Below are 25,508 nucleotides of genomic sequence, written 5' to 3'. Positions count from 1 at the left end.
TCAAAGCTGGCGGCTAATGCGATAACCACGCCCACGCAACGTGTCTATGGGTTTGATATCACCATCCGGGTCAATCTTTTTACGTAATCGCCCGATAAACACCTCAATCACGTTACTGTCCAGGTCAAAGTCCTGATCATAGATATGTTCGGTTAGCTCGGTCTTAGACACTATTTTGTTGGGGTTCATCAACAGGTACTCCAGTACCTTATATTCGTAGGCGGTCAGTTCCACATACTGATCCTTGACAAAAACTTCTTCTGACAGCGTATCCAGGCGGATGGGACCGCGTTCTATGGCAGGGTTTGGCTGCCCGGCGGCCCTTCGGATAAGCGCCTTGGCGCGTGCCAGCAATTCTTCATTGTGAAAGGGTTTGGTCAGATAGTCATCGGCACCGGCTTCCAGGCCTTCGACCTTTTCCTGCCAGCGATCGCGGGCAGTGAGGATCAAAATTGGGCTGGTAATTTTGTCTTTACGCACCTGGCGGATCAAATCCAGACCGTCCAATACCGGCAGGCCGATATCAATGATGGCTAAATCGTAAGGATATTCCCGGAACAGAAACAATGCTTTTTGTCCATCGTCAGCCAAGTCCACACTGTAGCCATTTTGCTGCATCAACTGATCTAACTGGGTCAGTAGTCTGGCATCATCTTCAACAATTAATACTCGCATTGCGCTTACTTCCTATCTTTGTTGTCCTTGCTTGGTCTGACTTTTCCGGACTTTTTATCCACATCCACCGTCACCACCCGGCCGTTTTTCTGCAACACTTTGACTCGGTAGTTGTCCTTTTGCGGCTCGACTTTCAATACCCGACCATCCACCTGTTGTTTAGCGCGCTTGGCTGCTTGGGCCTCGTCCAACTGTTCCTTGTTCTGAGGGTAAGCCTGAGACGTCGCAGCCAATATGCAACCTAATGTGAATATCAGTATTTTACCCAGTTTCATCATTGCTACCTTCGACTTGCCATATTGCCTTCAAGTCTACCTGTAAAGCCCATATCAATAAAATGCGGGGCTAACATTTATTTTAACTTTCAGGCGTTTGCCAGGGTGGTGCTGGGTGACAGTATGGTACAAGTCGCCTTTGTACTGGTACGTCACATCATAACCTGTCAGCTCGCGGATGCGGCGCTGTTCCCCCGGACGGGTTTCGCATACCTGACGATAGCCGTTTTTACCAACATCGTGGCCAATGGCACCGCCCAGCGCCGCACCCGCCACCATGCCGACCTTTTTATTCGATGAGCTGTGACCCAATGCATGACCTACTGCACCGCCGATAATAGCGCCGACCACCGTTGGTGTCGCATCGTGGCGACGGCTGGTGGTGTAGCACACGCGTTCAGGCTCGCTACTGACCAAAATGGTTTCGTAGATAGGACTAACCTGCTTTACTTTTGCATAAGCATAACGTTCTGCGGCTTGCACATTGGCTGATAACGCCAACAGGGATAAAGGAATAATCCAGGCTTTCATATTTGCATCCTCTTCGTCGTTGTTATGCACAGAGTAGGACGACCAGGATGAATCTTGCCTGAACTTTTACTTAAGCCGGGGCATAGCGCTAAACAAACAAAACAGGGGCCAAAGGCCCCTGTTGTAGTGCTACGCCTGAATATTCAGGCTAGTGGGTTAGTACATTCAGCGTGTACGCTGAACTTCTTATTAAAGGTGTAAATGTGCACCGACAAGGACAACGGCCCCATTCCCTGCCAGAATTCCTGCTGTGCGGCTGATGGGCACACAGACTGGCGAAGATAGTTTCGCTGATACTCCAACTCCATATCCAGCTTGGCTGGAATCTGGATGTAGGCGTTGATGCCACCTTTGACCACCTGCGCACCTTGATAATACCAGTCGCCCATCATAAAGGAGGTTTTGAAGCTATGATTGACGCGCTTAAGGGCCTGTTCTACCAACTGCGGGTCTTGAGAGTCCACCGCAGTGAGGGATTGGCTTTGAATACAGGCAGACAGTGACAAGGTGGCCAGCAGCGCCAATGCCGAATAAGACAACGTGCGAATAAGGGTACGGGGCTGTGTGGACATAAATGGTCTCCGTCTTGCGTTTACATATGAGGTATCGGCTGCGCCGAAATATCCTTTAGTTTGCTAAGTTGAATGCATGTAAAAAGGGTTACTGGCTAATGTTGAGGAGAGTGAATCGTTGAAGTTGTTCAGTTTTCTGTTAATGGGTGGGGTAAAGTTTTTATCTCACTGCTTCTATCGCGGCAGGCCGAACTGGCTGAGTGAAGAACAGGAAGCCGCGCTGGGAGAGGTAAGGCTGGTGGTTTTTTTGAACCATACCAGTTTGTTTGAGCCGCTGTTTATTCGCTTTGCCCCCTGGTCATTTGTCTGGAATATTGCACATAAGGTCATTGTGCCTGGTGCTGACGTGACCTTAGAGCGCCCCCTTGCAGGTCGTGTGCTTAAGGTGCTGCTGCCAGGTGTGATACCCATTACCCGTAAAGCGGATGAGAGTTGGGAGCATTTTTTGTCATTGGTAAATGGTGATGTGATCACCGCTATTTTGCCAGAAGGGCGGATGAAAAGACGCAACGGACTGGATAAGGACGGTAAACCCATGAGCGTGAGAGGTGGGGTGGCGGACATACTGGAACGGTTAGAGCAGGGCAAACTGCTGTTTGTTTATAGTGGAGGGCTTCATCATATTCAATGTCCGGGAGAGCGCTTGCCCAGAGTGTTTCGTACGCTAACCGCCAATTTGGAAATATTGGACATCGCTGATTACAAACGACAAATCGAACAGCGTCATGAGTCTGGATTTAAAGCCAAGGTGATGGGGGATATGAATCATCGCCTTGATGCATTTGTGCCTTAATTTGTGTCTGGTTAATTTCTTACTGAACGATTAAAAAATCGATGTGATCAGAAAAACGAACATGCTTATTATCAAAAAGAGAGTCAAAATAAATAAAAAAGCCGCGTAATGCGGCTTTTTTCTTCGACTGATTTTTTACAGTACGGCAACCAGTGCTTCAGCAATATAGTCAACGTTTTGGTGACTGATACCGGCGATATTGACACGGCTTGAATCAACAAAATATACAGCATGCTCGCTACGCATTCTCTTCACCTGCTCAGGACTGATACACAGATAAGAGAACATGCCTTTTTGGCGGGTAATGAAGTCAAAATCTTTACCGCTTTTCTCTTTGATCTTGTCGGCCAGTAAGCGACGTAGTGTTTGCATCCTTTCGCGCATCTCGGTTACTTCATCCATCCACAGGCTCTTCAACTCGTCATTGTTGAGAATGATGTCAACCAGTGCACCACCGTATGAAGGTGGCATAGAGTAAATGGCACGGGCAATAGCCTGGATCTGGGTTTGCAGCGCATCGCGGCTTTGACGGTTGGCGCTGATAATGGCGGCCAGGCCAACACGCTCACGGTAAAGACCAAAGTTCTTCGAACAGGAAGCTGCAATAATCACTTCCGGCAGGTTATCTGCCAGCAGCCGCACGCCATAGGCGTCATCTTCAATGCTGTCACCGAAACCTAAATACGCAATATCAAGGAAAGGCAGGAAGCCGCGCTGTTGGGCTAATTCCAGCACTTTATTCCATTGCTCTTTAGTCAGATCTGCACCTGTGGGGTTATGACAGCATCCATGCAGCAGCACGACATCGCCTTTATTCACTTTTTCCAGACAAGCGACCATTTGGTCAAACTTGATGCTGGCGGTGTTTTTGTCGAAGTAGGGGTAGGTTTCAATTTTAAGACCGGCGCTACCAATAAGTGGAATATGGTTAGCCCAAGTCGGGTCGCTTACCCACACGGTCAGATCGCCGTTAGCACGCTTCAGCAGTTCAGCAAGGATTCGCAGCGAACCACAACCGCCCGGGGCTTGAACTGCAGCAACACGCTGTTCAATCAGGGTCTTATGACCTTTGCCCAGCAGTAGTTCCAGCATCCCATCAATAAAACCTTGTACGCCCTGAGGGCTGATATAGGTTTTGGAATCCTCATTCGCCAGCAGGATATTCTGTGCTTTCGCAACAGCATGCAAAATTGGCGTACGGCCTTGTTCGTCTTTATATACGCCAACACCCAGGTCAACCTTCTTAGGGTTGGTTTCCTGTTTGAACGCGGCGGACAGGCCAAGGATAGGATCGGCAGGTAACTGCTCAAGCACTTCTAACATGGTTTCCCTCAACTAATTTGTGTGCAGATGGTTTAGTGCGCAAAAGGCGTCCTATTATGACAGCAGTACGACAAATTTCGAGTGCCGTTTTATATCATTGTTGTTATAGATATTCGTCTACAGGAAAATGCTGGTTGACAGTATTGTAAAGCTCTCCTGACGGCAGAAAACTGCGCTCATGCCAACTAATTTGATTGTGCTTGTTTATCATAAGCAGAGTAGAGGTGCGGGTGCCGTATTCCTCGCTACAAATAAAGATAGAAGATAAGCGCTTTTCCCATTCTTTGGATACGCCGGTATCCGGCAGGCAAGCCTCATCTGCTGGGGTTTCGTCGCGCAGTATGTTGAACAGCATCTCAATGTCGGTGCTGCCTAGATGGCAATAGTTGGTGAGTGCCGCAACACCTTTACTGGTCTTGGGCCAGGGACTATGAATATCCGCATTCGAGAGGCCATAGACGCCGTTTTCCAATAGAGTTAGCTGGTCGGTATGGTTGTTGTATACCGACAGCGAGTGCCAATGGCCAAACAACAGGTTATAGCCGTTGTAATTATTTCTATACTGACGTAGCCATTTGGCGTAATCAGTGGCTGAGGAACCTGCCAGATAGTCGCTAACTAAGTGACCGCGGCTGGGTTTGTCGGCAACAAAGGTTGAAGGGCTGCGAATATTGGTCAGGGCGGCAATTTGTCCGCGGCGGTTAATGCCCATCCAGGTGCCGCCCCCTTGTATATCTCGTCCCGCTAAAATATCCGGCTGATCCTGCCAAAAACCAGATGCTGATGTTGGGCGACGATGAAATTCATCCCGATTGGCAGCAATCAGCAGCGGATATTCCGGATGCAGTCTCACTGCCACGAACAGGATACACATGCCAGTCCTTAGTCTTTACTGCGGCTGGCAGCGGTTTTCTGATAGGTGCTGGCCAGCCCTTCTACAAATGCTTCGGTGGATACCCCATCATTTATGGCATAGCTGTAGGGTAGCAATACAAATTGATAGTTAGGGCGGGGCGAGAAATCAGCTTGCTTGATCTCCTGCCAGCCCATCAGACAGGCAATAAGCAAAAAAGTACAGCCCAGCGCGATTCGATTACGCCTATAGGTTGGTTGGTGGAAGGCAATCAATAACGTTAACCAAAGTAGGCTAAAGAACAGTACGCCCATCACTGTCAGTTCAACACCATTCCAGGCGGCAAATTGGGCGAAGTTGAATTTCAGCCACTGACTTACCAAAGACAGCCCCATACCGACTAAGACCACTAACAGTAATATTGAATACTGACTGGCCAGTCGGGCATCTTGCTTTTGTAGCCTGGAAAGTAATCCAAATAGCAAAGGCCAGACGGATAGGATCAGTAATTCGCTGACAAGCCGGGGCAGCATCTTGCCCACATCAAACTCGACAAAGGTGTGCAGGTAGGTTTGGTAAGTGAGGGCCAAGGCGTAAACAAAGGCCAGTAACAGCGTGAAACGCCAATGTGACAATATGGTCAGGCGTGATTCGATAACGCTGAGTCTCAGTGCTGGCTCTACTTGTTCGGCACTATCAAAAATACGCAGGCGGGTTTTACCCAACACCACAACATCATCTTTGCTTAGTTCTGCCTGTTGCTGTTGTTTGCCGTTGACGTGTATGCCGTTTAGCGACTGGCTGTCGCGAATATAAATGCGGCCTTCTGTATCTTGTTCTATAACGGCGTGTTCGGCGCCCACATAGGGGTCATCCAGACGGATGTCGTTATCATAACCACGGCCAATGCTGACCGAAGGCTGGGCAAAACGGTAGTGTTTTACCTGACGGTTGTTGCCGCCGAGCTTTTCAATGATTATTGCCATGCCATAGCCTCCACGAAACGATGGGTGAACGCCTGGCTCATTTGCTGAGTCACGCCTGCCAGGGTAAAGTGGCTAATCAAGCCTTGTTGGGCCTGGCCGTAACTGGCGCCAAGGATCAGTACATCAAAAAGCTGATCAAAATCTTTGTAGGCGCGGGTGCAGAACACAAATCTGAGTTTCATGCTCTGGGCATTAGTGACGCGCTGTTGCTGACACTGATAGTTGGTGATGTTTTCCTTGCCTGCATTATTACCCGGACCGGCACTTTGCATACCTTGTTCGTATAAGTTGTAGAACGCGGTGGAAGACAGCTTGTTGGAGGTTAGCCACTCGTATTCCAGTTCAAGCGTGCCGGTGCGCAAGCGCTGGTTCAAAAAAATTTCCTCGTCAAGGCGACAGCGCTTTTGCACAGTCAGGTAACGGGCGTTCTTATCATTGGCGTTGGAGTCGCCCCAGCAGGGTAAAAAGTCCACGACCTCACCCGCGACTTTGGCCTGTCCAAGGGACGCCATTGGCCATGGTGCTTGGATAAAGGGAGAGAGCAAACGTTCTTGATTGACGATTAACTGGCGTTGAATTTCATCCAGAAAACTATCCGGCAATCTATCTTGCGCGCGTTTTACCAAAGCCTGCAAAGGCGCCAGAGGCACCAGGAAACCAATCTGGTTTCCGGCCGTAGCAACGTTGACACCAACCACCTGGCCGGACGCATTCACTGTGGGGCCGCCACTCATACCAGGGTTGATTGAACCGGTAAAATGAATTTTCTGATTGAAGCTGCTTTTCTTCAGGCCATTGTAGGTGCCGGGTACCACTATCATCCCCAAATCATGGGGATTACCCAGTGAGAAAATATTGTCACCCTGCGCTGGCAGGTTGGCCGCTAAAGGGAAAAATTCAGTTCCATCGGACTCCCGGCGCACCAGGGCGAGGTCGTTTACCACATCAATATGCTGAAGTGTCAGTGGACCAGTTTCACCTGTGTGGGTTAAATATTCGATACGGTATTTTTCGCGATAAAAAACTGAATCTGAAATGACATGGTAATTGGTGACGATCAGACCATCGGCGCTAACCTGAAAACCAGAGCCTATGGAGGACTTGTTACCAGACTCCACTTCAATCATGCGAATTTGAAACAGTGCGGGTTGATAATGGCCAAAAACATCTTTGGCATTTTCTTCTGCCAATAGCGGCATGCTTGCCACTGAACCAAGCAGGGATATCAGCATCCCTATTATGAACGTCAACTTCATTGTCACACCAAAATGTCATCAATAAGGTCATTCTGCCTGAGCAAACAAGGCTTTGCCATGCTTTCTCTTGTTTGAATTTGTGCAAATACGCTCGACAAGCAGTAGGAGGTCGGAGAACATTAGGTACATTGAAGTTAAACACGTGAATTTATGCAATCTTCACTGAATATGCCGCTAATTGGCGATAAAGTGCCCAGAATAGGCAGCCGCTTTACTTTTTGGCTTGGCTGTAAAGTCTTGGCCATGAAAGGTTGGAAAATGGAAGGGGAGTTTCCCAACCTGAACAAAATGGTGGCCTGTGTGGCTCCGCATACTTCTAATTGGGATTTCGTTGTGGGTCTGGCGACTGCTTTTGCGCTTAGATTGCGGGTTTCCTTTTTAGGTAAACATTCTTTGTTTAAAGGCCCGTTGGGCTGGTGGATGCGAAAAATAGGCGGCATCCCAGTTGAGCGCAGTGCACCCCAGGGCTTAGTTCAGCAAGTGGCAGATGTATTTGCCCGTCAGGATATGGTGTTGGGCGTGGCACCCGAAGGTACACGCAAGAAAGTTGAAAATTGGAAATCCGGATTTTTGCATATCGCCCGTGCTGCCAATGTTCCAGTGCTGCTTATATACTTGGATTATAAAAAGAAAGTAATTGGATTTGGTCCTTTGATGGAAATCGGCGATGATATAGCCGTAGAGATGGCTAAAATCAGAGAGTTTTACGCTGGCGTCGCAGCCAAGTATCCTGAATTGGCATAACAGTTCGTACAGGGAACGCTTAACCTTAGGCAGCGGTCCCATTGGGCAATGATGAGGTGATTTTTGGATTTTAAAGGTTTTACCACCAGACTGGTACACGCTGACCGACTGCTTAACCACCCTGAAGACGGGGCTGTGCATCAGCCTGCCACTAAGTCTGTGCTGTTCGAATATAAACAAGTAGAAGATTTGGTTGATGTGTTTCAAGGCCGCAACCCCGGGCATGCATACTCACGTCAATCATCTGCTTCAATCAACGCGCTGCAGAATATGCTGACGCAGTTGGAAAACGGTGTAGGCGCACTGACTTTTGCCTCGGGTATGGCAGCGATTACTACGACCATGCTGGCTTTGTTTAAGCAGGGCGATCATCTTATTTTCAGCCAGTTTTTATTTGGCAACACCAACAGTTTTGCCAATACCTTGCGTGGTTTCGGCATTGAGGTCACCTTAGTAGATACCACTAAGGCGGGCAATGTGGCGGCCGCTATTCGGGAGAATACCCGCGCGGTGTACCTGGAGACTATTGCCAATCCGGTGACGCAGGTTGCCGATCTCGCCGCCATTGGCGATTTATGCGAAAAGCATGGTTTGTTGTATCTGGTGGATAACACTATGACCCCGGCCAATTTGTTTGATGCGAAGTCAGTAAAGGCGTCCATGTTACTGGGGTCACTGACTAAGTACATTGCCGGACATGGTCATGTTTTGGGTGGTGCGGTGATTGATACCGGGTTGTTCGATTGGCAGGCGTTTCCTAATATTAATGATTCTTACAAGTCACAGCCAAGCCATCTTTGGGGGTTACTGCAAATCAAAAAGAAGGGGCTGCGTGATATGGGCGGCTGCCTGACCCCTGACTCGGCACATTTGATTTCGGTCGGTATGGAAACCCTGGCGCTGCGAATGGACAAAATTTGTAAAAACGCCTTAACCCTGGCAACCTACCTGGCCAGTCATGCCAAGGTGGAAAAGGTCTATTATCCAGGCTTAAGTGACCATCCTCAGCATGCTTTGGCCAGTGAGTTTTTCAGCCAGTATGGCGGTATTTTAAGCTTGGATCTCAAAGATGGCGCAGACTGTTTCGCGTTTTTGAATGATCTTAAGCTGGTGCTAAATGCCACGCACTTAGGTGATACCAGAACACTGGCTATTCCTGTCGCCCACACGATTTATTTTGAAATGGGCGCTGAACAGCGTGCCAAAGCGGACATCAGTGACAATATGATTCGTCTGAGTGTCGGTATTGAAGATATTGACGACATTATCGCTGATTTTGATCAGGCGCTGGATAAGATCTAAAGGGTCGAGGTTGAGTAAGGGCGCGTATTTACGCGCCTTTTTTGTTTGAAAAGGCGAACCGGAGACAATCCAGGCCGGAGTTAATTCATGCAATTTGTGCCATGTGTTAACCTTATTTTTTAGTTAGCCGGGGAAAACGCCATGAATGAAGTGATCGGCATTATGCTGTTGGGTGGGGCGTTACTGGTTTTCAGCATTCTTGCCAGTGTCCTGTCAAATCGCCTGGGAGCGCCACTGCTGCTGGTATTCTTGTGTATAGGTATGCTGGCAGGAGAAGACGGCATATTGGGGGTAGAGTTCGACAACCCCCAGCTTAGTTTCTTTATTGGCTCTCTGGCGCTAGCCATTATTTTGTTTGATGGCGGCATGCGTACCCACAAGGAACGATTTCGGGTAGCACTATGGCCGGCTATTAGTTTATCCACCCTGGGTGTTGCCCTCACCTGTACGATCACCGCGGCCGGGGCGGTCTGGTTGTTCGAACTACCCTGGCCGACAGCGCTGCTGATTGGTGCATTGCTCAGTTCAACCGATGCCGCCGCCGTGTTTGGCATTTTTCAATCTCGCGGTGTGACCCTTAAACAGCGAGTGGCGTCGACATTGGAAATTGAATCCGGTACCAACGATCCCATGGCTGTTATTTTGACCATGACCCTGACAACGGCCCTGGCCACTGGCGCTTCTCTGGACCTGCTGAGCCTTGGCACAGATGTGTTATGGCAGTTAGTGATTGGACTGATTGCCGGTTGGTTGGGCGGGCAAGCCTTTATCCAATTGGTCAGGCGTATTCCGCTGGATTTTACTTTTGTACCACTGCTGGCTGCTGCCAGTGCCATTCTGGTGTTTTCCTTAACCGCCAAAGCGAACGCCAGCGGCTTTCTGGCGGTGTATTTAATGGGCTATCTCATCGGTAATGCGCGGTTGCCTCAGATTGTGCATATATTACAGGTTCAGGACGGCCTGACCTGGCTGGGGCAAATACTGATGTTCCTGATCCTGGGGTTATTGGTCACGCCTTCACATTTGATGGATAACGCCGCGTTATCGCTATCCATCGCGCTGATATTGATTTTTGTCGCCAGGCCTATTGCTACCTTGGTGTGCCTGTTACCTTTTGCCTTTCCGTGGCGCGAACAGCTATTTATCAGTTGGGTTGGGCTGCGCGGCGCCGTACCTATCATCCTGGCCTTGTATCCCTGGCTATCCGGACTCGAAGATCAGGCCTTGTATTTCGATGTGGCGTTTTTCGTGGTGTTGATTTCCTTGTTGGTACAAGGCTGGACAATGACACCATTGGCGAGATGGCTGGGGTTGGAAGTACCGCCTACGCCAGAGCCAACGCAGCGTTTGCCACTGGAAACCCTGCCAAGTGGTGACCCGCTGGAAGTCTGGGCCTTTCCCATCAACAAGGACAGCCTGGCGTTCGAACATCGCTGGGAGGAGCTGAGTTTTACTCACCAGCCCTGTTTTGTCGGCATTATCCGCAACCATGCATGGATTCAGGCTGAGCATACCCAACAATTTGTTGAAGGCGATTGCGTGCTGGTGATGGGGCGCGCTGCGGATATGGACAGTGTCAGTCGCGTGCTGGCCAGCAGCGACAAAGCCAGGCAGTTACAGGAAAGTGACTTCTTCGGTGCATTCAGCTTGCATGCCAGCCTGTCACTTGGTGAAGTGGCGCAGTTCTATCCATTAGGTGAGCTGACACAAGAGAAAGCCGCCTTGAGTCTGTCGGACTTCTTTGCCCGTAAGTTTCACCGCCGTGTGGTGGTTGGAGACTACCTGCATGTGGGAAGTGTGACACTGACAGTGCGACAGGTGGATAGCAACGGCAATATTGAGAGTGTGGGTATAAAAGAAAGCTAAGTTAAGGGGCGGCCAGAATAGGCCACCCCTTGAGCTTTAAGGTTGGCTGTCATCCAACAACAAAACCTGTGGTGGTAAGCCGCCCCCGGTTGCATCTAGTGCAACAGCGGTAAAGGCTTGCCCAGCCATTAGGTCTAACGCCAGTGGTCCGATGGCAGGTTCTTTACTACCTGCTGGCGTGACTGTCACGTAGTAGCGACCTTCTGCGAGTTCTACATAGCCAGTGTTCGCCAACTCAGGGGAACTGAAGGGAATATCCGAGAAGGCGGCAGACGCGTTGCTGATGTCATCACTGTCTGTTACATAGATATCAACACGTCCGGCATTGGGTGATGCATGCACAATGCGCACTTTAGCGGCGGTGGCTAGAGGTCTTGGGGTATCCACTAATACACCTAAGGCAATATTAGCCAGATTATTGTGAGCAATGGCAGTGTAAATTGCACCTTGCTCCAACATCAGGGGGGCATCATCAATAACCACAACACTGTTGTCTGCGTCCGCAGCGACATCAATCAGATAGTCACCATCGGCTAAGGGGAGATAACCTGATTGCTGCAGAAATGCAACGCCGTCAAGCCCAGGGGCAGCAGGCGTAGAATTATTGTTCACTAAAACATCCACAGCAGGGCCGTCTGCTACGCCGTGCACAACACGAAGATGCGCGCCAGCATCAGCATCCCAAATCAAACTTGAAGATTCTGCCGTTGACAGTAATAAGGTCACGGGGGAGGTACCTGCACCGACATTATCCGTTGCAGTGACCATAGCATCCAAGCCATCAGACAGGGACACTGTGCCGGAGTCAAACACCACATCCTGGCTGCCTGCAGGGGTAATTCTTACCTGATAGTCACCGGCTGATACTTCAACTTGTGCGGTATGCTCTTTAAACGACAGCGTTGCTAACGCTTGCGCGCTGCTGAGGTCATCGCCAGGTGCCGTGACATAGATGTCCACCATAGGGGCATTTGCCGCCCCGTGTACGATCTGTACTCTGGCATTGCCTGCTGTTACCTGGCTGAAGTCGTTTTCAATTATCAACGGCTCGATGGTAGCAACTGTGCCTACGGCCAAAATATCGTAGGTCTTATCTCCTGCAAAAGTCAGCTCTGCTGGCCCGATTACCGGAGTTTGGGTGTTCATCGGCAGTTGTGCATCGACTTGAATGGTGTATTTGCCTTCGTCCAGGGTAATCCAAGGGGAAGACACCTGATAATCGACATTTTCCAACTCCGCCAGTATGCTGTCATTCGCAAGTATATTAACCTTCGGCGCATCAGATACCGCATGGGTAATACGCACGTATGAACTGACTGGTGCGGGTGGTTCAGGTTCTGGTGTTGGGGCTGGCGTGGTTGAATTATCATCATCAAGCCAACATCCCGATAGTGCTGCAGTCATCATTGAGATCGTCAAGAGCTTTGTGATCCCTTGCATGGTTTTTTCCTCATTGTTGTTTAGGCAAATTCAACTACGGGCAAAAGTCTGCAGGGGATCACATCCCCTTAACATTAGTCTTTTCTTTCACTTTATTAGAATGTTTTAGCGTATTTATTGCGATTTTCTTTCGTAATGATGAGGTCGATAATTAGCTCGTGTTCTAAATTAACTGACTGGAGAACGAGCCATGAAAAAGCTGTTATTAATCAATACAAGTCTTAACGGTAAGCAAGGTCATTCCTGGCAACTGGCTGAAAAGTTCGTTGACCAGTTAGCGGCCTCCGCCGATATCAATGTTACGCTGCGGGATCTGGATAGCTTAAACCTGCCTCATCTGAGCAGCAGCGAAATGGCGGCCTGGATGACTCCTGCTGATGAGCGTTCGGAGCAACAGAAGGAATTGGCTGCGATTTCAGATGAGTTGGTGGCAGAGATTAAGGCCCATGACATTATTGTGATTGGCATGCCCATGTACAATTTTGGTGTTCCTTCGGTGTTCAAATCCTGGATTGACAGGGTGGCTCGCGCTGGCGTGACGTTCCGCTACACGGAGAATGGTCCGGTCGGATTGTTGGAAAATAAAAAAGTGTATGTGGTGGCAGCACGAGGCGGCCTGTATCAGGGCACGCCGAAAGACAGCCAGACTCAATATCTGAAAGATGTACTGGCATTTTTAGGTATGTCAGACGTTGAATTTGTTTATGCAGAAGGCCTGAACATGGGGCCTGACGCGGCGAATAAAGGTTTTGCACAAGCCGATGAAAAAATTTCTGAACTTATTGAAAAAATGGTTGCCTGAATAAGTGCAGTGAGTGAGAGCCGAGCTCTTACAAATGTGTGTTCCTAGTTGAGTGTGCTCTTTATGCCCCGCCCTCGAGCGGGGCTTTTTTATGCCCGCGAGTTACCGTATCCGCTACCCATTGATTTTCTCACTATCAGCATATCTATGCTAAACCTTGATAGTCCGGGCTTATTTTTAGCCTTGGATAAGGCATGGAGGGAAGTTGGCTATGCCTTTTGTTATCAATGCGCACCGTCGGCAGATGCCGCGCATTGATACAACCATAATCAAGGGAGCACAGTATGAAAAAGAGCACAATCAGCATGGCCGTGGCGACCATGTTTGGCATCTTACCTGTTTCTCAACTCACCGCACAGGAGCAGGGGGCTGAGCAGGTCGAGAAAATAGCCATAGTGGGCAGTCGAGTGTCGGGGCGTTCGGCAGAAGAGTTACCGGTGCCTGTCGATATATTAGACGCAGAAGCCCTGCAGAACACCGGGCAAACCGAAGTGGGCAGAATGTTGCAGGCGGTCGCTCCATCCTTTAATTTCTCCAGTTCCTCCATCAGCGATGGTACCGATGCCTTAAGGCCTGCCACGTTAAGAGGCTTGGGACCCGACCAGACACTGGTGCTGATAAACGGCAAGCGTCGTCACCAGGCGTCGCTTATTCATATTAATACCTCAGTGGGTCGTGGTACTGCAGGGACTGATATGAATGCGATTCCCGCTGCTGCCATCAAACGCATTGAAGTTCTGCGCGATGGTGCGGCCGCACAATATGGTTCAGATGCCATTGCCGGGGTAATTAATCTGGTACTTAAGGACAGTGCCGAACAGGGCAGCGCGGGGCTCTCGTATGGCGAGTATTCAGAAGGTGATGGTGAGACCATTAACCTGGATCTGAATAAAGGCCTGGCACTGGGGGATGATGGCTACTTGAATTTAACCTTTAACTACCGGGATCGTGGGCATACCAACCGGGCCGGACTGCACGGCTCCTGCCAGTTCCCTGGCTGCACAACGTTGGCGGACGGCACCTTGTTGGCGGGGGATCCCAGAGAACTGACCGCACCACGCGATACCTTCAGGATTGGTGACGCAGATTCTCGGCAAATTGCCTTAACCCTAAATACGGGTTATCAGTTGGGAGAAGGGGAGTTATATGCTTTCTTAACCTATTCTACCCGTGACAACGAGTCGGCTGCGTTTTTCCGTCATAATGCCAATGCAGATGGAAATACCCCACTGCAAGACGGCGATGCCACTATTCAGATGGGATTCCTGCCCAAAATAAATTCGCAGATTGATGATCTGTCTTACAACCTGGGTTACAAGGTGGATTTTTCCAACCAGGCTAGTTTGGATTTGTCCTATACCTGGGGGGAGAACCGCATTGACTATGAGACCAGTGACTCAATCAATGCGTCTTACGCCAACACCCTGCGTTATGAGCAGGGCATGAGCGCTGAGGAAATTCGTTCCAGTATTCCCCGTGAGGCAGATGCTTATGGTCTGGAACTGTCTCTGCAGACCCTGAACCTCGATTACAGCAAAGAATTTGACGACTTCTCGTTGGCATTGGGAGCGGAAGTGCGTGAAGACGGCTACAAAATTCTGCCCGGTGAAGAATACGCCTATCGTGATTACGATACGGTAAATGGTGTGAGTATCTACAGTGGTTTGAGTGGTGGTTTGGGTAGCGAAGATGCCGGTGGCGGTATTCAGGGCTTCCCAGGTATTGCACCGGCCTCATCGGTAGATGAAACCCGCAATGTTATGTCGTTTTATGTGGATGTCGAAACTGACCTGAGCGAAAACTTACGTGTCACAGGTGCACTGCGCTACGATGACTACGACGGTTTTGGCCATACCACCAACTATAAGCTTGCCGCTAACTGGTTTGTTACCGACAATCTGAGTTTACGTGGTGCGGTAAGTTCCGGCTTTCGCGCTCCGTCCATGCAGCAGTTGTATTTCAACAATATCGGTACCCAGTTTGTCGTAAACAGTCAGGGAGTGTTGGTGGCTCAGGAAGTGGGCACGTTCAGAAACGACAGTAATCTGGCGCAAGCCATCGGGATCCCAGAATTGACCGAGGAGAAGTCCCAGAACTGGAGTGTTGGGGCCATTGTTAAGCTGTTTGATGAGATCAGCGTAACGCTGGATTACTACGCCATCGATATTGATGACCGCATAGTCATCAGTAACCGCTTAGGCAAAGGGCTGTCGTCTACTCTGGATGCGGCTTTGGATGCATCGGGCGCCGGTGCCGGCCAGTTCTTTTTAAATGGCGCAGATACCGAAACCCGCGGGCTGGATATTGTCAGTACCTGGAATACCGATCTGGCCGGTGGTGATTTGGACTTAACCCTGGCGGCTAACTTTACGGATACCGATGTTGTTCGGCTGTTTACCCCGCAAGGCAGTGGGCTGGAAACTGTCTCTGTGGATCAGGTGTTTTCCGAGCAGGATATTTCCATCATTGAGGAGTGGCAACCTGATAGCCGGATCAGTCTCAGTGGTTTATACCGCCAGGATAACTGGGATATGACCCTGGCATTTAACCGCTATGGTGAATACACAGTGACGGACGGCGGCAGCCAAACCTATGGTGCAGAAGTGTTAACCGATGTGCGGTTGCGTTATCACCTGAGTGACGATTTTAGTATCAGTTTGGGCGCCAACAACCTGTTCGATGTGACCCCGGATGAAAACCAAATCGGTAACTCCCGCGGCGGCACTATTGTGGACGGGCAGGGCAATGTGGTGGTATCCAGCCCCGGTATTTTTAAATACTCGCGTCGTTCGGCGCCGTTTGGTTTCAATGGTGCCTACTATTATCTGGGCTTGGAATACCGGATGTAGCGAAAGGCTTCCCCGGTCAGATTCTGACCGGGGAATGGCTGTTATTCACCAGCCAGGGTTTTTTCCAGGGTCTGAATAAAATCTTTGTCCTGAGGTTTGGTTCTTGAACCGTAAGACTCTACGACATCCCCTTTGCTGTTGACTAAGTACTTATAAAAATTCCACTTTGGCGTAGTGCCGGATTTTTTCGCCAGCATCCGATACAAAGGATCGGCATCATCGCCACGTACCGCAATCGGCTCAAACATAGGGAATTTAACCCCGTAGGTTAATTCGCACAGCTCGGCGGTTTTCGCTTCATCGTTATCTTCCTGATTAAAATCATGAGAAGGGAAGCCCATCACCACCAGGCCCTTGTCTTTGTAATCGGCATACAGCTTTTCCAGGCCTTCAAACTGCGGGGTGAAACCGCAATAACTGGCGGTATTCACAATCAGTAAGGTCTTACCCTGGTAGGCCTGACACAAGTTGACCTCTTCCTGAGAGTTCAGTTTGCGCTTAACAAATTTGAGCAAATCAGGGCATTGGTCGGCCATGGCACTGCCGGCTACCAAACTGAATAACAAAGCAATCAAACGCGTTTTCATGGTGATCCTTATCGAAATGAGATATTAAAATCTGTTGTATAACAAGAACTGATAATACGCCATCGTCTTTCAGTCAGATCATTTATCGTAGCGATAAACGGCACTTTAGGATTTAATAATCGGTTTATTACCCCAGGCAAAACGGGAACACTATAACAATGCACAAGACGACAAAACGTTATCTGGTGCTGCTTATGTGCGCAGGCTTAAGCGCATGCAGTACCACCTCACAAACATCTTCAGGTCCTGCAGTACAGAACAAACCGCTGCCGCAGCCGGTTCAGGCCGAAGCGGCGCTGGCTGCCCAGGGTGACAAAATCAGCCTCGAACAAATCATGGCAGATCCAGATTGGATGGGACGCTTCCCGCAGGACCCGTTCTGGGGGCTGGATAGTCAGAGCATACGTTATGCCCGTAAGCGTGAAGGCAGCCCAGTGATGGACTTGTGGCAAACCTCTGTTCAGCAAGGTGGCAACGGTGCTTTACTGCCGCTGGGTGAGCGTCACCTGACGGACAATGGTGAGCGCATTTTTAATGCTGATGCCAGTAAGGCGGCTTGGTTATTTGAAGGAAACTTGTTCGTTAAAGACCTATCCAGTGGCAAGGTGACACAGCTTACTCGCTCCAGCGAGCGCGTCAGCCGCCCGATGTTTATGAATAACGGTAGCCTGGCTTATCAAGCAGGCAATGCCTTGCTGGCAATTGATCTTAGCAGTGGTTTAACCCGCCAACTGGCCAGTTGGAAGTTTGCCGACAAGCCTAAAGCTGTTGAAGCGCCGAAAGACTATCTGGCTAAAAAACAGTTGGAATTGATCCAGTACGTAAATAAAGAACGTGCGGATCGTCAGGCCAAGTTTGACCACAAACAAGCGCTGATGGCTGAAAATGCCAGCTTAACCCCTGAGCCATTCTACCTGCCAGCTAACTATCGCACGGTGGAAGCTAGCCTGTCGCCAGATGGCAAAAGCTTGGTACTGGCCATAGAAAAAGATGAGCCGGGTCGTGATGATAACGACATTATGCCCAACTACATTGGCGAAGACGGTCGGATTAAATCTGAAGCCGTGCGGCGTATGGTGGTGGATGCAAAGCCTCGCGCCCAGGAACTGTGGTTACTGGATTTAAGCAAAGGTACCCAGGTGGCCCTGAGCTATCAAACCCTACCTGGCTACAATGACGATGTACTGGCCGAGGTAAAAGCCGAAAATGCCAAGGCTAAGGGCGAGAAATACGAAACAAACCGCCTGCCGCGGGATATTGGTCTGATTACCGACTGGTACTGGAGCGAAAGCGCTATCAAGTGGCACAGCAGTGGTAAGCAAGTGGCTGTGATGCTCAAAGCCTGGGACAATAAAGACCGCTGGATTGCCACTGTAGATCTGGCCAAAGGTAAACTGGTGAATCAGCACCGTTTGCACGACAAGGCCTGGGTAAACTACCGTTTCAACAGCTTTGGTTGGCTGAACCACAGTGAAACTTTGTATTTTCTGTCTGAGCAGTCGGGCTATGCGCAGTTGTATCGTCAGGAATTGGGCGGCAAAGAGTTGGCCCTGACCTATGGCGACTATGAAGTCGACAAGCTGACGCTGACCCGTGATGACAAGTTCATCTACTTCAGAGCCAACATCAAGCATCCTGGTATTTACGAAATTTACCGGGTGAATCTGCAAAGCGGCGATATTGAAGCCCTCACCGATATGGGTGGTGATAATGAATATGTGCTTAGCCCGGATGAGCAAAAACTGCTGCTAACCCACAGCCAGGTGACTCGTCCGCCTGAGTTATATGTGCAGGAGGCGCAGGTCGCGGCCAAGCCGGTGAAACTGACCGATACTGTCAGCGCAGCCTTTAAAGCCATGCCCTGGGTTGCACCCAAAGTGGTGCCGGTACCGTCCAGCCATTCTCAATTGCCGGTGTATGCCAAGGTTTACTTACCCGAGGATTACCAGCAGGGTCAGAAACGCAAAGCGGTAATCTTTAACCATGGCGCCGGTTATCTGCAAAACGCCCATTTGGGGTGGTCAGGTTATTTCCGTGAATTTATGTTCCACAGCATGCTGGTGCAGCAAGGCTATGTGGTCATGGATATGGACTATCGTGCTTCCGCGGGCTACGGCCGTGACTGGCGCACCGCCATTTACCGTCAGATGGGGACCCCGGAAATTCAGGATCTTCAAGACGGGGTTAACTGGTTAGGTGCCAATGCCAACGTAGATACCAAGCGTATCTGTACCTATGGCGGCTCTTATGGCGGCTTTATGACCTTTATGGCGCTGTTTACCAACCCTGAGCTGTTCCAATGTGGTGCGGCGCTGCGTCCGGTGACTGATTGGGCTTATTACAACACGCCTTACACCGCCAATATTCTGAACACCCCGCAAGTAGACGATCTGGCCTATAAGCGCAGCTCGCCAATCTATTATGCAGAAGGCTTGAATAAGCCACTGCTGATTAACGCACCTATGGTGGATAACAACGTGTTCTTTGTTGATGTGGTGCGCCTGGTGCAGCGTTTGATTGAACTGGAGAAAACCGATTTTGAAACCGCTATCTACCCGGTTGAGTCGCACGGTTTTCGTCAGCCCAGCTCCTGGCTGGATGAGTATCGTCGTATCTATAAGTTGTTTGAGGACAACCTCAACTAACAGCTGTGTCACTTAAAGAAAAGCCCCGTTGGTCGGGGCTTTTCTTTTGGCTTTCGCTACAGTAATTTAGCTGCGGTTGTTTGCGCGGCAAAGGAGCCAGAATATGAAAATCGCCTTGATTGGGTTAGGAGATATCGCCCAAAAAGCCTATTTGCCGCTGTTGCAGGAATGGCCCGAAGTGGACTGGCTGCTGTGCAGTCGCAACCCTGAGGTACTAAAGCGGCTGACCAGGCAGTACGGGGTTGCCGAGGCGTGCATGGACTACCGCCAGTTACCGGCTGTGGATGCGGTAATGATCCACAGTGCCACGTCCAGCCATTTTGATATTGCCCGCTACTTTCTGGCTCGCAAAGTGGCGGTATTTGTGGATAAACCGCTATGTGACAATTATGCCGATTGCGAAAGTCTGCATGAATTGGCTGCGAAGCAGGGCACATCGTTGTTTGTTGGCTTTAACCGCCGCTATTTACCCATAGTGCAGCAGGAAGCCGGCAGCCCACTGACTGAGCTGCAAAACTTGCAGTCTCTGCGCTGGGAAAAGCACAGGCATAACCTGCCCGGTGATACGCGCACTTTTGTGTTTGACGATTTTATTCACGCGCTGGATGGGGTAAACCTATACGGCAACGTTAATCCGGATGATATTCAACTGCAAAGTCAGTTTCAGGGCCTGCAACTGAGCCGTTTACGTTGTCAGTGGCGAGTTGGCGAACGCGATTTTGAAGCCAGCATGGACCGGCGCTTTGGCATGACCTGCGAGCGTATCCAGCTTTGTCAGGACAACCATACGCTGGAATTTGACAGTTTTACCTCGGGGAGAACCTTGTCAAACAACCGCGCATTGCAATTCAATCTGGCAGATTGGACCCCCATGTTACACAGCAAGGGTTTTTACGCCATGCTGGCGCACTGGTTGTCTGTGGTAGAGCAGGGCAAGCTGGACGATGCCAGTATTGCCCGTAATCTCAACAGCCATTTGTTGTGCGAAGAAATCTGCCGTCGTCTGGGCGCCTGAAGGTCAGCTTGCTCAGTCTTGCGTAGCAAACTGAGCAAAGACTTCTGCACCCGTCATATTGTGTGTCTGGTTGGCAAAGCTATAGTAATGCGGTTTTTCATCAATAAAGATTTGATGATCCAGGATTAGCCCCTCCAAGTCGCCAAACAAACCCGCCGAGACGATATGCTGATTGTTTTGCTTTAACCGGTAAAACAGCGCACTGCCGCACTTTTTGCAAAAGGCGCGTTCCCCCCAATCAGACGAATCAAAGCGCTCGACAAATTGCTTGCCGCTGATTGTCAGATCCGTGCCGCCATCAACGGCCAGAAAAGGGCCGCCCACCCATTGCCTGCACATACTGCAATGGCATACACCCACTTTATTTTCTACTTCGCCACTTAGTGTCACTGCGCCGCAAAGGCAGCGGCCGTCTGCATGAATTTTCATTTCATTTTTCCTTATGTGAAAAATGCCGAAACAGCGCAGGGAAGGCCAGTACAGTCCCTGTTGCGGCACCGAATAAATGGGCATCAATGGCGACATTCGCGCCGATCAGCTCAGCTACCTCAGCACTGGGGCCGACCCATTGCTCATAAAGTACTTTGACCCATAAACCGAGGAGGAGTAGCCAACCTGATTTTATACCATGGCGGATATCCATGGCGGCTCCCCAGGCAAACAGCCCATGCAGCACGCCGGATAATCCCACGTACCAGATTAACTGCACTGAAAACAGATACAAGCCCAGACTGCAGCCCAGGCCGCAAATCAGCATAAACATCAGGTAGCTGCGGTACTGATAATACTGGCCATGCAGCGCCCAGAGTAACAAGACGCCGGCGCTATTTAGCAGCAGGTGGTTGAAATTGGTGTGCAGCAGATGGCCGGTGAGCAAACGCCACCACTGTCCATCTTGAATCAGTAGTCGGTCATACTGCAGATATTCCTGGCTCCAAGGCTCCAGGCCATATAGCAGGCCAGCCAGCAGCAGGATCAGCAGCGGCCCGGCATAGTGCTGGAAGTGAAGCGGTAATCTTGGCATAAGGTATTACATCCTCCGTATTGCGACTATGATACCGTGCCGGGGAGCGAAGAGGTACGCTAATTGGCGCTGGCTGCGATTTGTACAAGTGCCCGTATTGCGATAAGAAAATCAGCCAGAAACTGGCCCGGGAGGCGCGGGGACTGGTAAAGTGGCGAAAACGTCTGGAGAAAGTAATGTCTTTTATCGAAGTGTTGTACGAACAGCATGTGCTGAAGATTCAGTTAAATCGTGCTGATAAGAAAAATGCCCTGTCAACGCAGATGTATGGGCAATTGGCGCAGGCGCTTGAAGACGTGAAAGAAAACCCAGCGGTTAGAGCAGTGTTGCTGTGCGCGGCCGGCAGTGATTTTACTGCCGGTAATGACCTGGCCGATTTTGCCGATTTTTCTGGTCGCGACATGCTAAAAGACACCGAGCGTTTTATGCATGCTTTACTGGAGTGCCCATTACCTGTGGTGGCACAAGTGCAAGGTATGGCGGTGGGGATAGGTACCACCTTATTGCTGCACTGTGATTTAGTTTATTGCTCACCCGACAGCCGCTTTGCCTTACCCTTTATCAACCTGGGCTTAGTACCAGAGTACGCCTCCAGCTATTTGTTACCCAAGCGGGTCGGTTACGCCAAAGCGGCCGAATGGCTGATGCTGGGGGACGCCTTTGGCGCCGAAGATGCCAAACGTCATGGCTTGGTAAATCAGATTGTGGACACGCCGCTATTGGCTGAGGAAGTCAATAAGGTGCTGGCCAAGCTGGTAGCTAAACCCCGTCAGGCGCTGGCGTTGACCAAGCAATTGATGAGAGGGGACATCGACGAGACCCGTCGGCAAATGGGTAAGGAGCTGGCCTGCTTTATTCAGCAACTGGATTCACCAGCAGCCAAGGAAGCTTTTGCGGCATTTTTGCAAAAGCGTAAGCCTGATCCGGCCATTTTTAACTAGCCACACAAGAAGACGAGCGGCTTTGTCAGGCCCAGGGGCCTGCTGGCATAATTAGCGTGATTTGCGCATTGAGGGGAATTGATTTGTATAAAGCGGCGTTATTATTGGGATGGTGTTTATTGGCCTGGCCCGCTGTGGCACAGGACAAAGTAAGAGAAGACCGAGAGCCTGAAGCTGCCACCGGATTTGCCAATAAAACGGCCGTCAGTGGTGAGAAGTTTATGGTCAGTGCGGCCAATCCTTATGCCGCCTGGGCCGGAAAAAAGGTACTGATGCAAGGTGGTACGGCCATTGACGCCGCCATTGCTGTACAAGCCATGCTGACCTTGGTTGAGCCACAATCGTCCGGCATTGGTGGTGGTGCCTTTATGCTGTACTGGGATAACAAAAAACAAGTTCTTTACAGCTATGACGGGCGCGAAACCGCGCCGCGAGACACTAATGCTGCGCACTTTATCAAAGACGGCAAGCCTATTCCCTGGCGCGAAGCCATTGTGGGAGGCCGCGCCGTGGGGGTTCCCGGCGTACTGCGAGCGCTGGAAACTGCCCACAAAGAACATGGCAAATTACCCTGGATAAGCTTGTTTCGTGACGCCACTATTGCCGCCGAAGAAGGGTTTAAAGTCTCACCTCGTTTGGCCAAATTGGTCGAATTGGAACTGCATCCCGGTCTAAAACAGTTTATTGCCAGCAAAGCCTATTTTTATCCTGATGGTAAGCCCATTAAGGCCGGTTTTTTGCGCAAGAATCTGCCGCTGGCCCGCACTTTTAATACTATTGCACAAAAGGGGGCAGATGCCTTCTATACGGGGGATCTGGCCGACAAAATAGTGGCAGCCGTACAAAAAGCCAGTATTAACCCAGGTACTATGACGACCCAGGATCTGGCTGCGTATCAAGCCAAAAAACGCACCCCGGTATGTGGTGGATATCGCCAGTACAGGGTCTGCGGTATGGCCCCGCCCAGCTCTGGCGGGGTAGCCACCTTACAAATCCTGCGTTTGCTGGAAGGTTTTGATATGGCCAGTTTTGCGCCAAACCAGATTGAGGGGCTGCATTTGTTTACCCAGGCCTCGAGACTGGCCTTCGCCGACCGCGAAACCTTCTCGGCTGACCCAGACTTTTTCCCCCATCCCGTGGCGGCGATGATCAGCGGCTCTTATATCAAAGAGCGCGCAGAGTTAATCAATAAAGCCCAGGATATGGGGCGTGCGTTTGCCGGTAATCCTTTCCCGCATCAGCGTTTGGCTGCTGATAATGCCTATGAATTGCCTAATACCAGCCATATTTCTATTGTCGATGCAGAGGGTAATGCCCTGTCTATGACCACCAGTATTGAAATGGCCTTTGGCTCAGGACTGATGGTGGAAGGCTTTTTGCTGAATAACCAGATGACGGATTTTTCCTTTGTGCCTGAGGTTAACCGTTCCCTGGTGGCCAATCGCGTTGAGCCTGGCAAGCGCCCGCGCAGTGCCATGAGTCCGACTATGGTATTTGATAAACAAGGTGCGCTCTACTTGGTGGTCGGCTCCCCCGGTGGCAGCCGTATTATCGACTATGTGGCACAGACTCTGGTAGGGGTGCTGGACTGGAAACTGGACATTCAACAGGCCATCAATCTGCCGCGTATTACCAACCGTAATGACTATACCGCGCTGGAAAAAGACAGTGCTCTGGAAGCCTTAGCACCCGAATTTGAAAAGCTGGGCCATCAGGTCAAAGTACAAGAACTTAATAGCGGTCTGCACGGCATTATGATTAAAAACGGCAAGCTGATTGGCGGCGCCGATCCCAGAAGGGAAGGGGTCGCTGTCGGTTTGTAGTAGGTGTAATATTTAGCTGACCCGCCGCTGGCGGGTTCAGTGCTTTTGTTTAACGCTCCAGCTTTATATGGCGCATCATTTATGATGCGCCAGTCCCATTTACAACAGGCCTCTTGTCTGTTGGCTTGTAGGTCTCATAAAATTGTTACTCCGCTACCTTAGAATTTTATGCTGGTAGAGTGGTGATAGGCATCAGTATTGCGGTGATACGGCATTCTGCTTACATAGCAAAAATACCGCCGCAAGGTGATTGGCGAAAGCAGAGGGCGAGCGCAGAATAGGCTCCTTTTTTATTTACCTACTCTTTCTATGCAAAACCCGGTTGTTATTTGTGTACTGCTGCTGATGTGCAGCAATCTGTTTATGACCTTCGCCTGGTATGGTCATCTCAAAGGTATGACCAGCAAGCCCTGGCTAATTGCCGCACTGGTAAGTTGGGGCATCGCTTTATTTGAATACCTGTTGCAGGTGCCGGCCAATCGTATTGGCTATACGGTACTGTCGGTGGGGCAGCTTAAGATTATTCAGGAGGTGATTACCTTAAGCCTGTTTGTGCCCTTTGCGGTGTTTTATTTAAAGGAGCCGCTAAAGTTGGACTATCTGTGGGCAGGCTTGTGTCTGATGGGGGCGGTGTTTTTTATGTTCCGCGATAAGTTGGCTTGATGTCGTAAAAAGGGGCCTTATGGCCCCTTACATAAATTTGTCGACTTCGATTTCGTCAATTTTCCAATCACCGCCGATTTTAAGCAGGTTGACGGTACGCAAATCCTCTTTCTTGTCGCCGTGATCGGTACCCGTGAAGAAAATCACTACTGAGGCCTTATCTGAGAACTCTGAACGCATTTTGTTGTTGCCAGAGTCCACCATCATTTCCACTTCCTGGTAGGTCAGGTTCATAACATGGCGTTGGAAGTTACGACTGGTTTTATAGTTTTTCAGCAGGCGCGCCATTTTTGGCGAACTGAGCTTAAGTACTTCCTGCATATTTTCGTCATGGTAGAGATGATCGAAAAACTCAATGGCCGCATACTCGGGTGTACCCTTGGCGAGCATACCGTAACGGCCCACGCCGTCAGATTTCTTCCCATCGCTGCAACCGCTTAATAATACTAAGCCGGCCAGCAAAACACTGGTTAACAGGGTTCTCAACATCTTCTTCCCGTGCATGGCAGTAATTGGAATTGTGAGTCTGCAAGCTTGCCTGCA

Annotated in this window: 24 protein-coding genes; 11 read left to right on the top strand and 13 right to left on the bottom strand. The window is 50.1% G+C overall.

Annotated features, from left to right (window positions below; translation table 11 throughout):
* The 4 genes from J0A65_RS08515 to J0A65_RS08500 all read right to left on the bottom strand — a co-directional run bounded on the left by J0A65_RS08515 (position 1) and on the right by J0A65_RS08500 (position 2,053).
* Positions 1–675 (bottom strand): response regulator transcription factor, encoded by a 675-nt coding sequence (locus J0A65_RS08515; RefSeq protein WP_206593743.1) that lies wholly within the window; start codon positions 673–675, stop codon positions 1–3.
* A 5-nt stretch (positions 676–680) separates the two neighbouring features.
* Positions 681–953 carry a PepSY domain-containing protein gene (locus J0A65_RS08510; protein ID WP_206593742.1) on the bottom strand — a complete coding sequence of 91 codons (273 nt, stop codon included), beginning with the start codon at positions 951–953 and terminating at the stop codon, positions 681–683.
* Positions 954–1,004: 51 nt separating this feature from the next.
* The gene (locus J0A65_RS08505) at positions 1,005–1,481 is read right to left on the bottom strand and encodes a glycine zipper 2TM domain-containing protein (protein ID WP_206593741.1); all 477 of its coding nucleotides are present in this window, start codon (positions 1,479–1,481) and stop codon (positions 1,005–1,007) included.
* 143 nt (positions 1,482–1,624) lie between these two features.
* Positions 1,625–2,053: a hypothetical protein gene (locus tag J0A65_RS08500; RefSeq protein WP_206593740.1), complete on the bottom strand. Its 429-nt coding sequence runs from the start codon at positions 2,051–2,053 to the stop codon at positions 1,625–1,627.
* A 118-nt stretch (positions 2,054–2,171) separates the two neighbouring features.
* Between J0A65_RS08500 and J0A65_RS08495 the strand changes: the two genes are divergently transcribed.
* On the top strand, positions 2,172–2,846 hold the full coding sequence (locus J0A65_RS08495; protein WP_206593739.1) for a hypothetical protein: 675 nt from the start codon (positions 2,172–2,174) through the stop codon (positions 2,844–2,846).
* A gap of 135 nt (positions 2,847–2,981) precedes the next feature.
* On the opposite strand, the gene J0A65_RS08490 is transcribed toward J0A65_RS08495, so the two are convergent.
* The 4 genes from J0A65_RS08490 to J0A65_RS08475 all read right to left on the bottom strand — a co-directional run bounded on the left by J0A65_RS08490 (position 2,982) and on the right by J0A65_RS08475 (position 7,264).
* Positions 2,982–4,169 carry an amino acid aminotransferase gene (locus J0A65_RS08490; protein ID WP_206593738.1) on the bottom strand — a complete coding sequence of 396 codons (1,188 nt, stop codon included), beginning with the start codon at positions 4,167–4,169 and terminating at the stop codon, positions 2,982–2,984.
* A 103-nt stretch (positions 4,170–4,272) separates the two neighbouring features.
* Positions 4,273–5,043, bottom strand: a complete 771-nt coding sequence (locus J0A65_RS08485) for an NRDE family protein (RefSeq protein ID WP_206593737.1) — start codon at positions 5,041–5,043, stop codon at positions 4,273–4,275.
* Positions 5,044–5,051: 8 nt separating this feature from the next.
* Positions 5,052–6,008: an FHA domain-containing protein gene (locus tag J0A65_RS08480; RefSeq protein WP_206593736.1), complete on the bottom strand. Its 957-nt coding sequence runs from the start codon at positions 6,006–6,008 to the stop codon at positions 5,052–5,054.
* Positions 5,999–7,264, bottom strand: coding sequence for a S1 family peptidase (locus J0A65_RS08475; protein WP_206593735.1), 1,266 nt, complete (start codon positions 7,262–7,264; stop codon positions 5,999–6,001). Before J0A65_RS08475 ends, J0A65_RS08480 begins: the two co-directional genes overlap by 10 nt.
* A gap of 243 nt (positions 7,265–7,507) precedes the next feature.
* On the opposite strand from J0A65_RS08475, the gene J0A65_RS08470 reads away from it, so the two are divergent.
* From J0A65_RS08470 to J0A65_RS08460, 3 genes are all read left to right on the top strand, one after another.
* Positions 7,508–8,008, top strand: coding sequence for a lysophospholipid acyltransferase family protein (locus J0A65_RS08470; protein WP_232849821.1), 501 nt, complete (start codon positions 7,508–7,510; stop codon positions 8,006–8,008).
* Between the two features lie 63 nt (positions 8,009–8,071).
* Complete coding sequence (locus tag J0A65_RS08465) at positions 8,072–9,310, top strand: cystathionine gamma-synthase family protein (protein WP_206593733.1); 1,239 nt, start codon at positions 8,072–8,074, stop codon at positions 9,308–9,310.
* 141 nt (positions 9,311–9,451) lie between these two features.
* Positions 9,452–11,176, top strand: coding sequence for a potassium/proton antiporter (locus J0A65_RS08460; protein ID WP_206593732.1), 1,725 nt, complete (start codon positions 9,452–9,454; stop codon positions 11,174–11,176).
* A 36-nt stretch (positions 11,177–11,212) separates the two neighbouring features.
* Here the strand turns inward: J0A65_RS08460 and J0A65_RS08455 are convergent, their stop codons facing one another.
* Entirely contained in the window at positions 11,213–12,616 is a 1,404-nt protein-coding gene (locus tag J0A65_RS08455) for a DUF4397 domain-containing protein (protein ID WP_206593731.1), read from the bottom strand.
* Between the two features lie 190 nt (positions 12,617–12,806).
* Here J0A65_RS08455 and J0A65_RS08450 point away from each other — a divergent pair, with 190 nt between their 5' ends.
* Together J0A65_RS08450 and J0A65_RS08445 are read left to right on the top strand one after the other, a co-directional pair.
* Positions 12,807–13,418, top strand: a complete 612-nt coding sequence (locus J0A65_RS08450) for an FMN-dependent NADH-azoreductase (protein WP_206593730.1) — start codon at positions 12,807–12,809, stop codon at positions 13,416–13,418.
* Positions 13,419–13,702: 284 nt separating this feature from the next.
* Positions 13,703–16,267, top strand: coding sequence for a TonB-dependent receptor plug domain-containing protein (locus J0A65_RS08445; RefSeq protein ID WP_206593729.1), 2,565 nt, complete (start codon positions 13,703–13,705; stop codon positions 16,265–16,267).
* Positions 16,268–16,308: 41 nt separating this feature from the next.
* Here the strand turns inward: J0A65_RS08445 and J0A65_RS08440 are convergent, their stop codons facing one another.
* Positions 16,309–16,854 carry a glutathione peroxidase gene (locus J0A65_RS08440; protein WP_206593728.1) on the bottom strand — a complete coding sequence of 182 codons (546 nt, stop codon included), beginning with the start codon at positions 16,852–16,854 and terminating at the stop codon, positions 16,309–16,311.
* Between the two features lie 158 nt (positions 16,855–17,012).
* Here J0A65_RS08440 and J0A65_RS08435 point away from each other — a divergent pair, with 158 nt between their 5' ends.
* Both J0A65_RS08435 and J0A65_RS08430 read left to right on the top strand, forming a co-directional pair.
* The gene (locus tag J0A65_RS08435) at positions 17,013–19,499 is read left to right on the top strand and encodes a S9 family peptidase (protein WP_206593727.1); all 2,487 of its coding nucleotides are present in this window, start codon (positions 17,013–17,015) and stop codon (positions 19,497–19,499) included.
* Between the two features lie 103 nt (positions 19,500–19,602).
* Entirely contained in the window at positions 19,603–20,514 is a 912-nt protein-coding gene (locus tag J0A65_RS08430) for a Gfo/Idh/MocA family protein (protein WP_206593726.1), read from the top strand.
* Positions 20,515–20,526: 12 nt separating this feature from the next.
* On the opposite strand, the gene J0A65_RS08425 is transcribed toward J0A65_RS08430, so the two are convergent.
* Together J0A65_RS08425 and rrtA are read right to left on the bottom strand one after the other, a co-directional pair.
* Positions 20,527–20,943 (bottom strand): GFA family protein, encoded by a 417-nt coding sequence (locus J0A65_RS08425; RefSeq protein ID WP_206593725.1) that lies wholly within the window; start codon positions 20,941–20,943, stop codon positions 20,527–20,529.
* Between the two features lies 1 nt (position 20,944).
* Entirely contained in the window at positions 20,945–21,538 is a 594-nt protein-coding gene (rrtA, locus tag J0A65_RS08420; protein WP_206593724.1) for a rhombosortase, read from the bottom strand.
* Positions 21,539–21,714: 176 nt separating this feature from the next.
* On the opposite strand from rrtA, the gene J0A65_RS08415 reads away from it, so the two are divergent.
* The 3 genes from J0A65_RS08415 to J0A65_RS08405 all read left to right on the top strand — a co-directional run bounded on the left by J0A65_RS08415 (position 21,715) and on the right by J0A65_RS08405 (position 24,965).
* Complete coding sequence (locus J0A65_RS08415) at positions 21,715–22,479, top strand: enoyl-CoA hydratase (protein WP_206593723.1); 765 nt, start codon at positions 21,715–21,717, stop codon at positions 22,477–22,479.
* 119 nt (positions 22,480–22,598) lie between these two features.
* On the top strand, positions 22,599–24,302 hold the full coding sequence (gene ggt / locus J0A65_RS08410) for a gamma-glutamyltransferase (protein ID WP_232849820.1): 1,704 nt from the start codon (positions 22,599–22,601) through the stop codon (positions 24,300–24,302).
* A 309-nt stretch (positions 24,303–24,611) separates the two neighbouring features.
* Positions 24,612–24,965, top strand: coding sequence for a DMT family protein (locus tag J0A65_RS08405; RefSeq protein WP_206593722.1), 354 nt, complete (start codon positions 24,612–24,614; stop codon positions 24,963–24,965).
* Positions 24,966–24,992: 27 nt separating this feature from the next.
* On the opposite strand, the gene J0A65_RS08400 is transcribed toward J0A65_RS08405, so the two are convergent.
* Complete coding sequence (locus J0A65_RS08400) at positions 24,993–25,454, bottom strand: hypothetical protein (RefSeq protein WP_206593721.1); 462 nt, start codon at positions 25,452–25,454, stop codon at positions 24,993–24,995.
* Positions 25,455–25,508: the final 54 nt, after the last annotated feature.

The sequence above is a fragment of the Bowmanella yangjiangensis genome (genome assembly GCF_017255015.1).
GTDB classification, from domain to species: domain Bacteria; phylum Pseudomonadota; class Gammaproteobacteria; order Enterobacterales; family Alteromonadaceae; genus Bowmanella; species Bowmanella yangjiangensis.
Note: the sequence above shows the minus strand (reverse complement) of the source record. Positions and strands in the feature narration are given on the sequence as shown.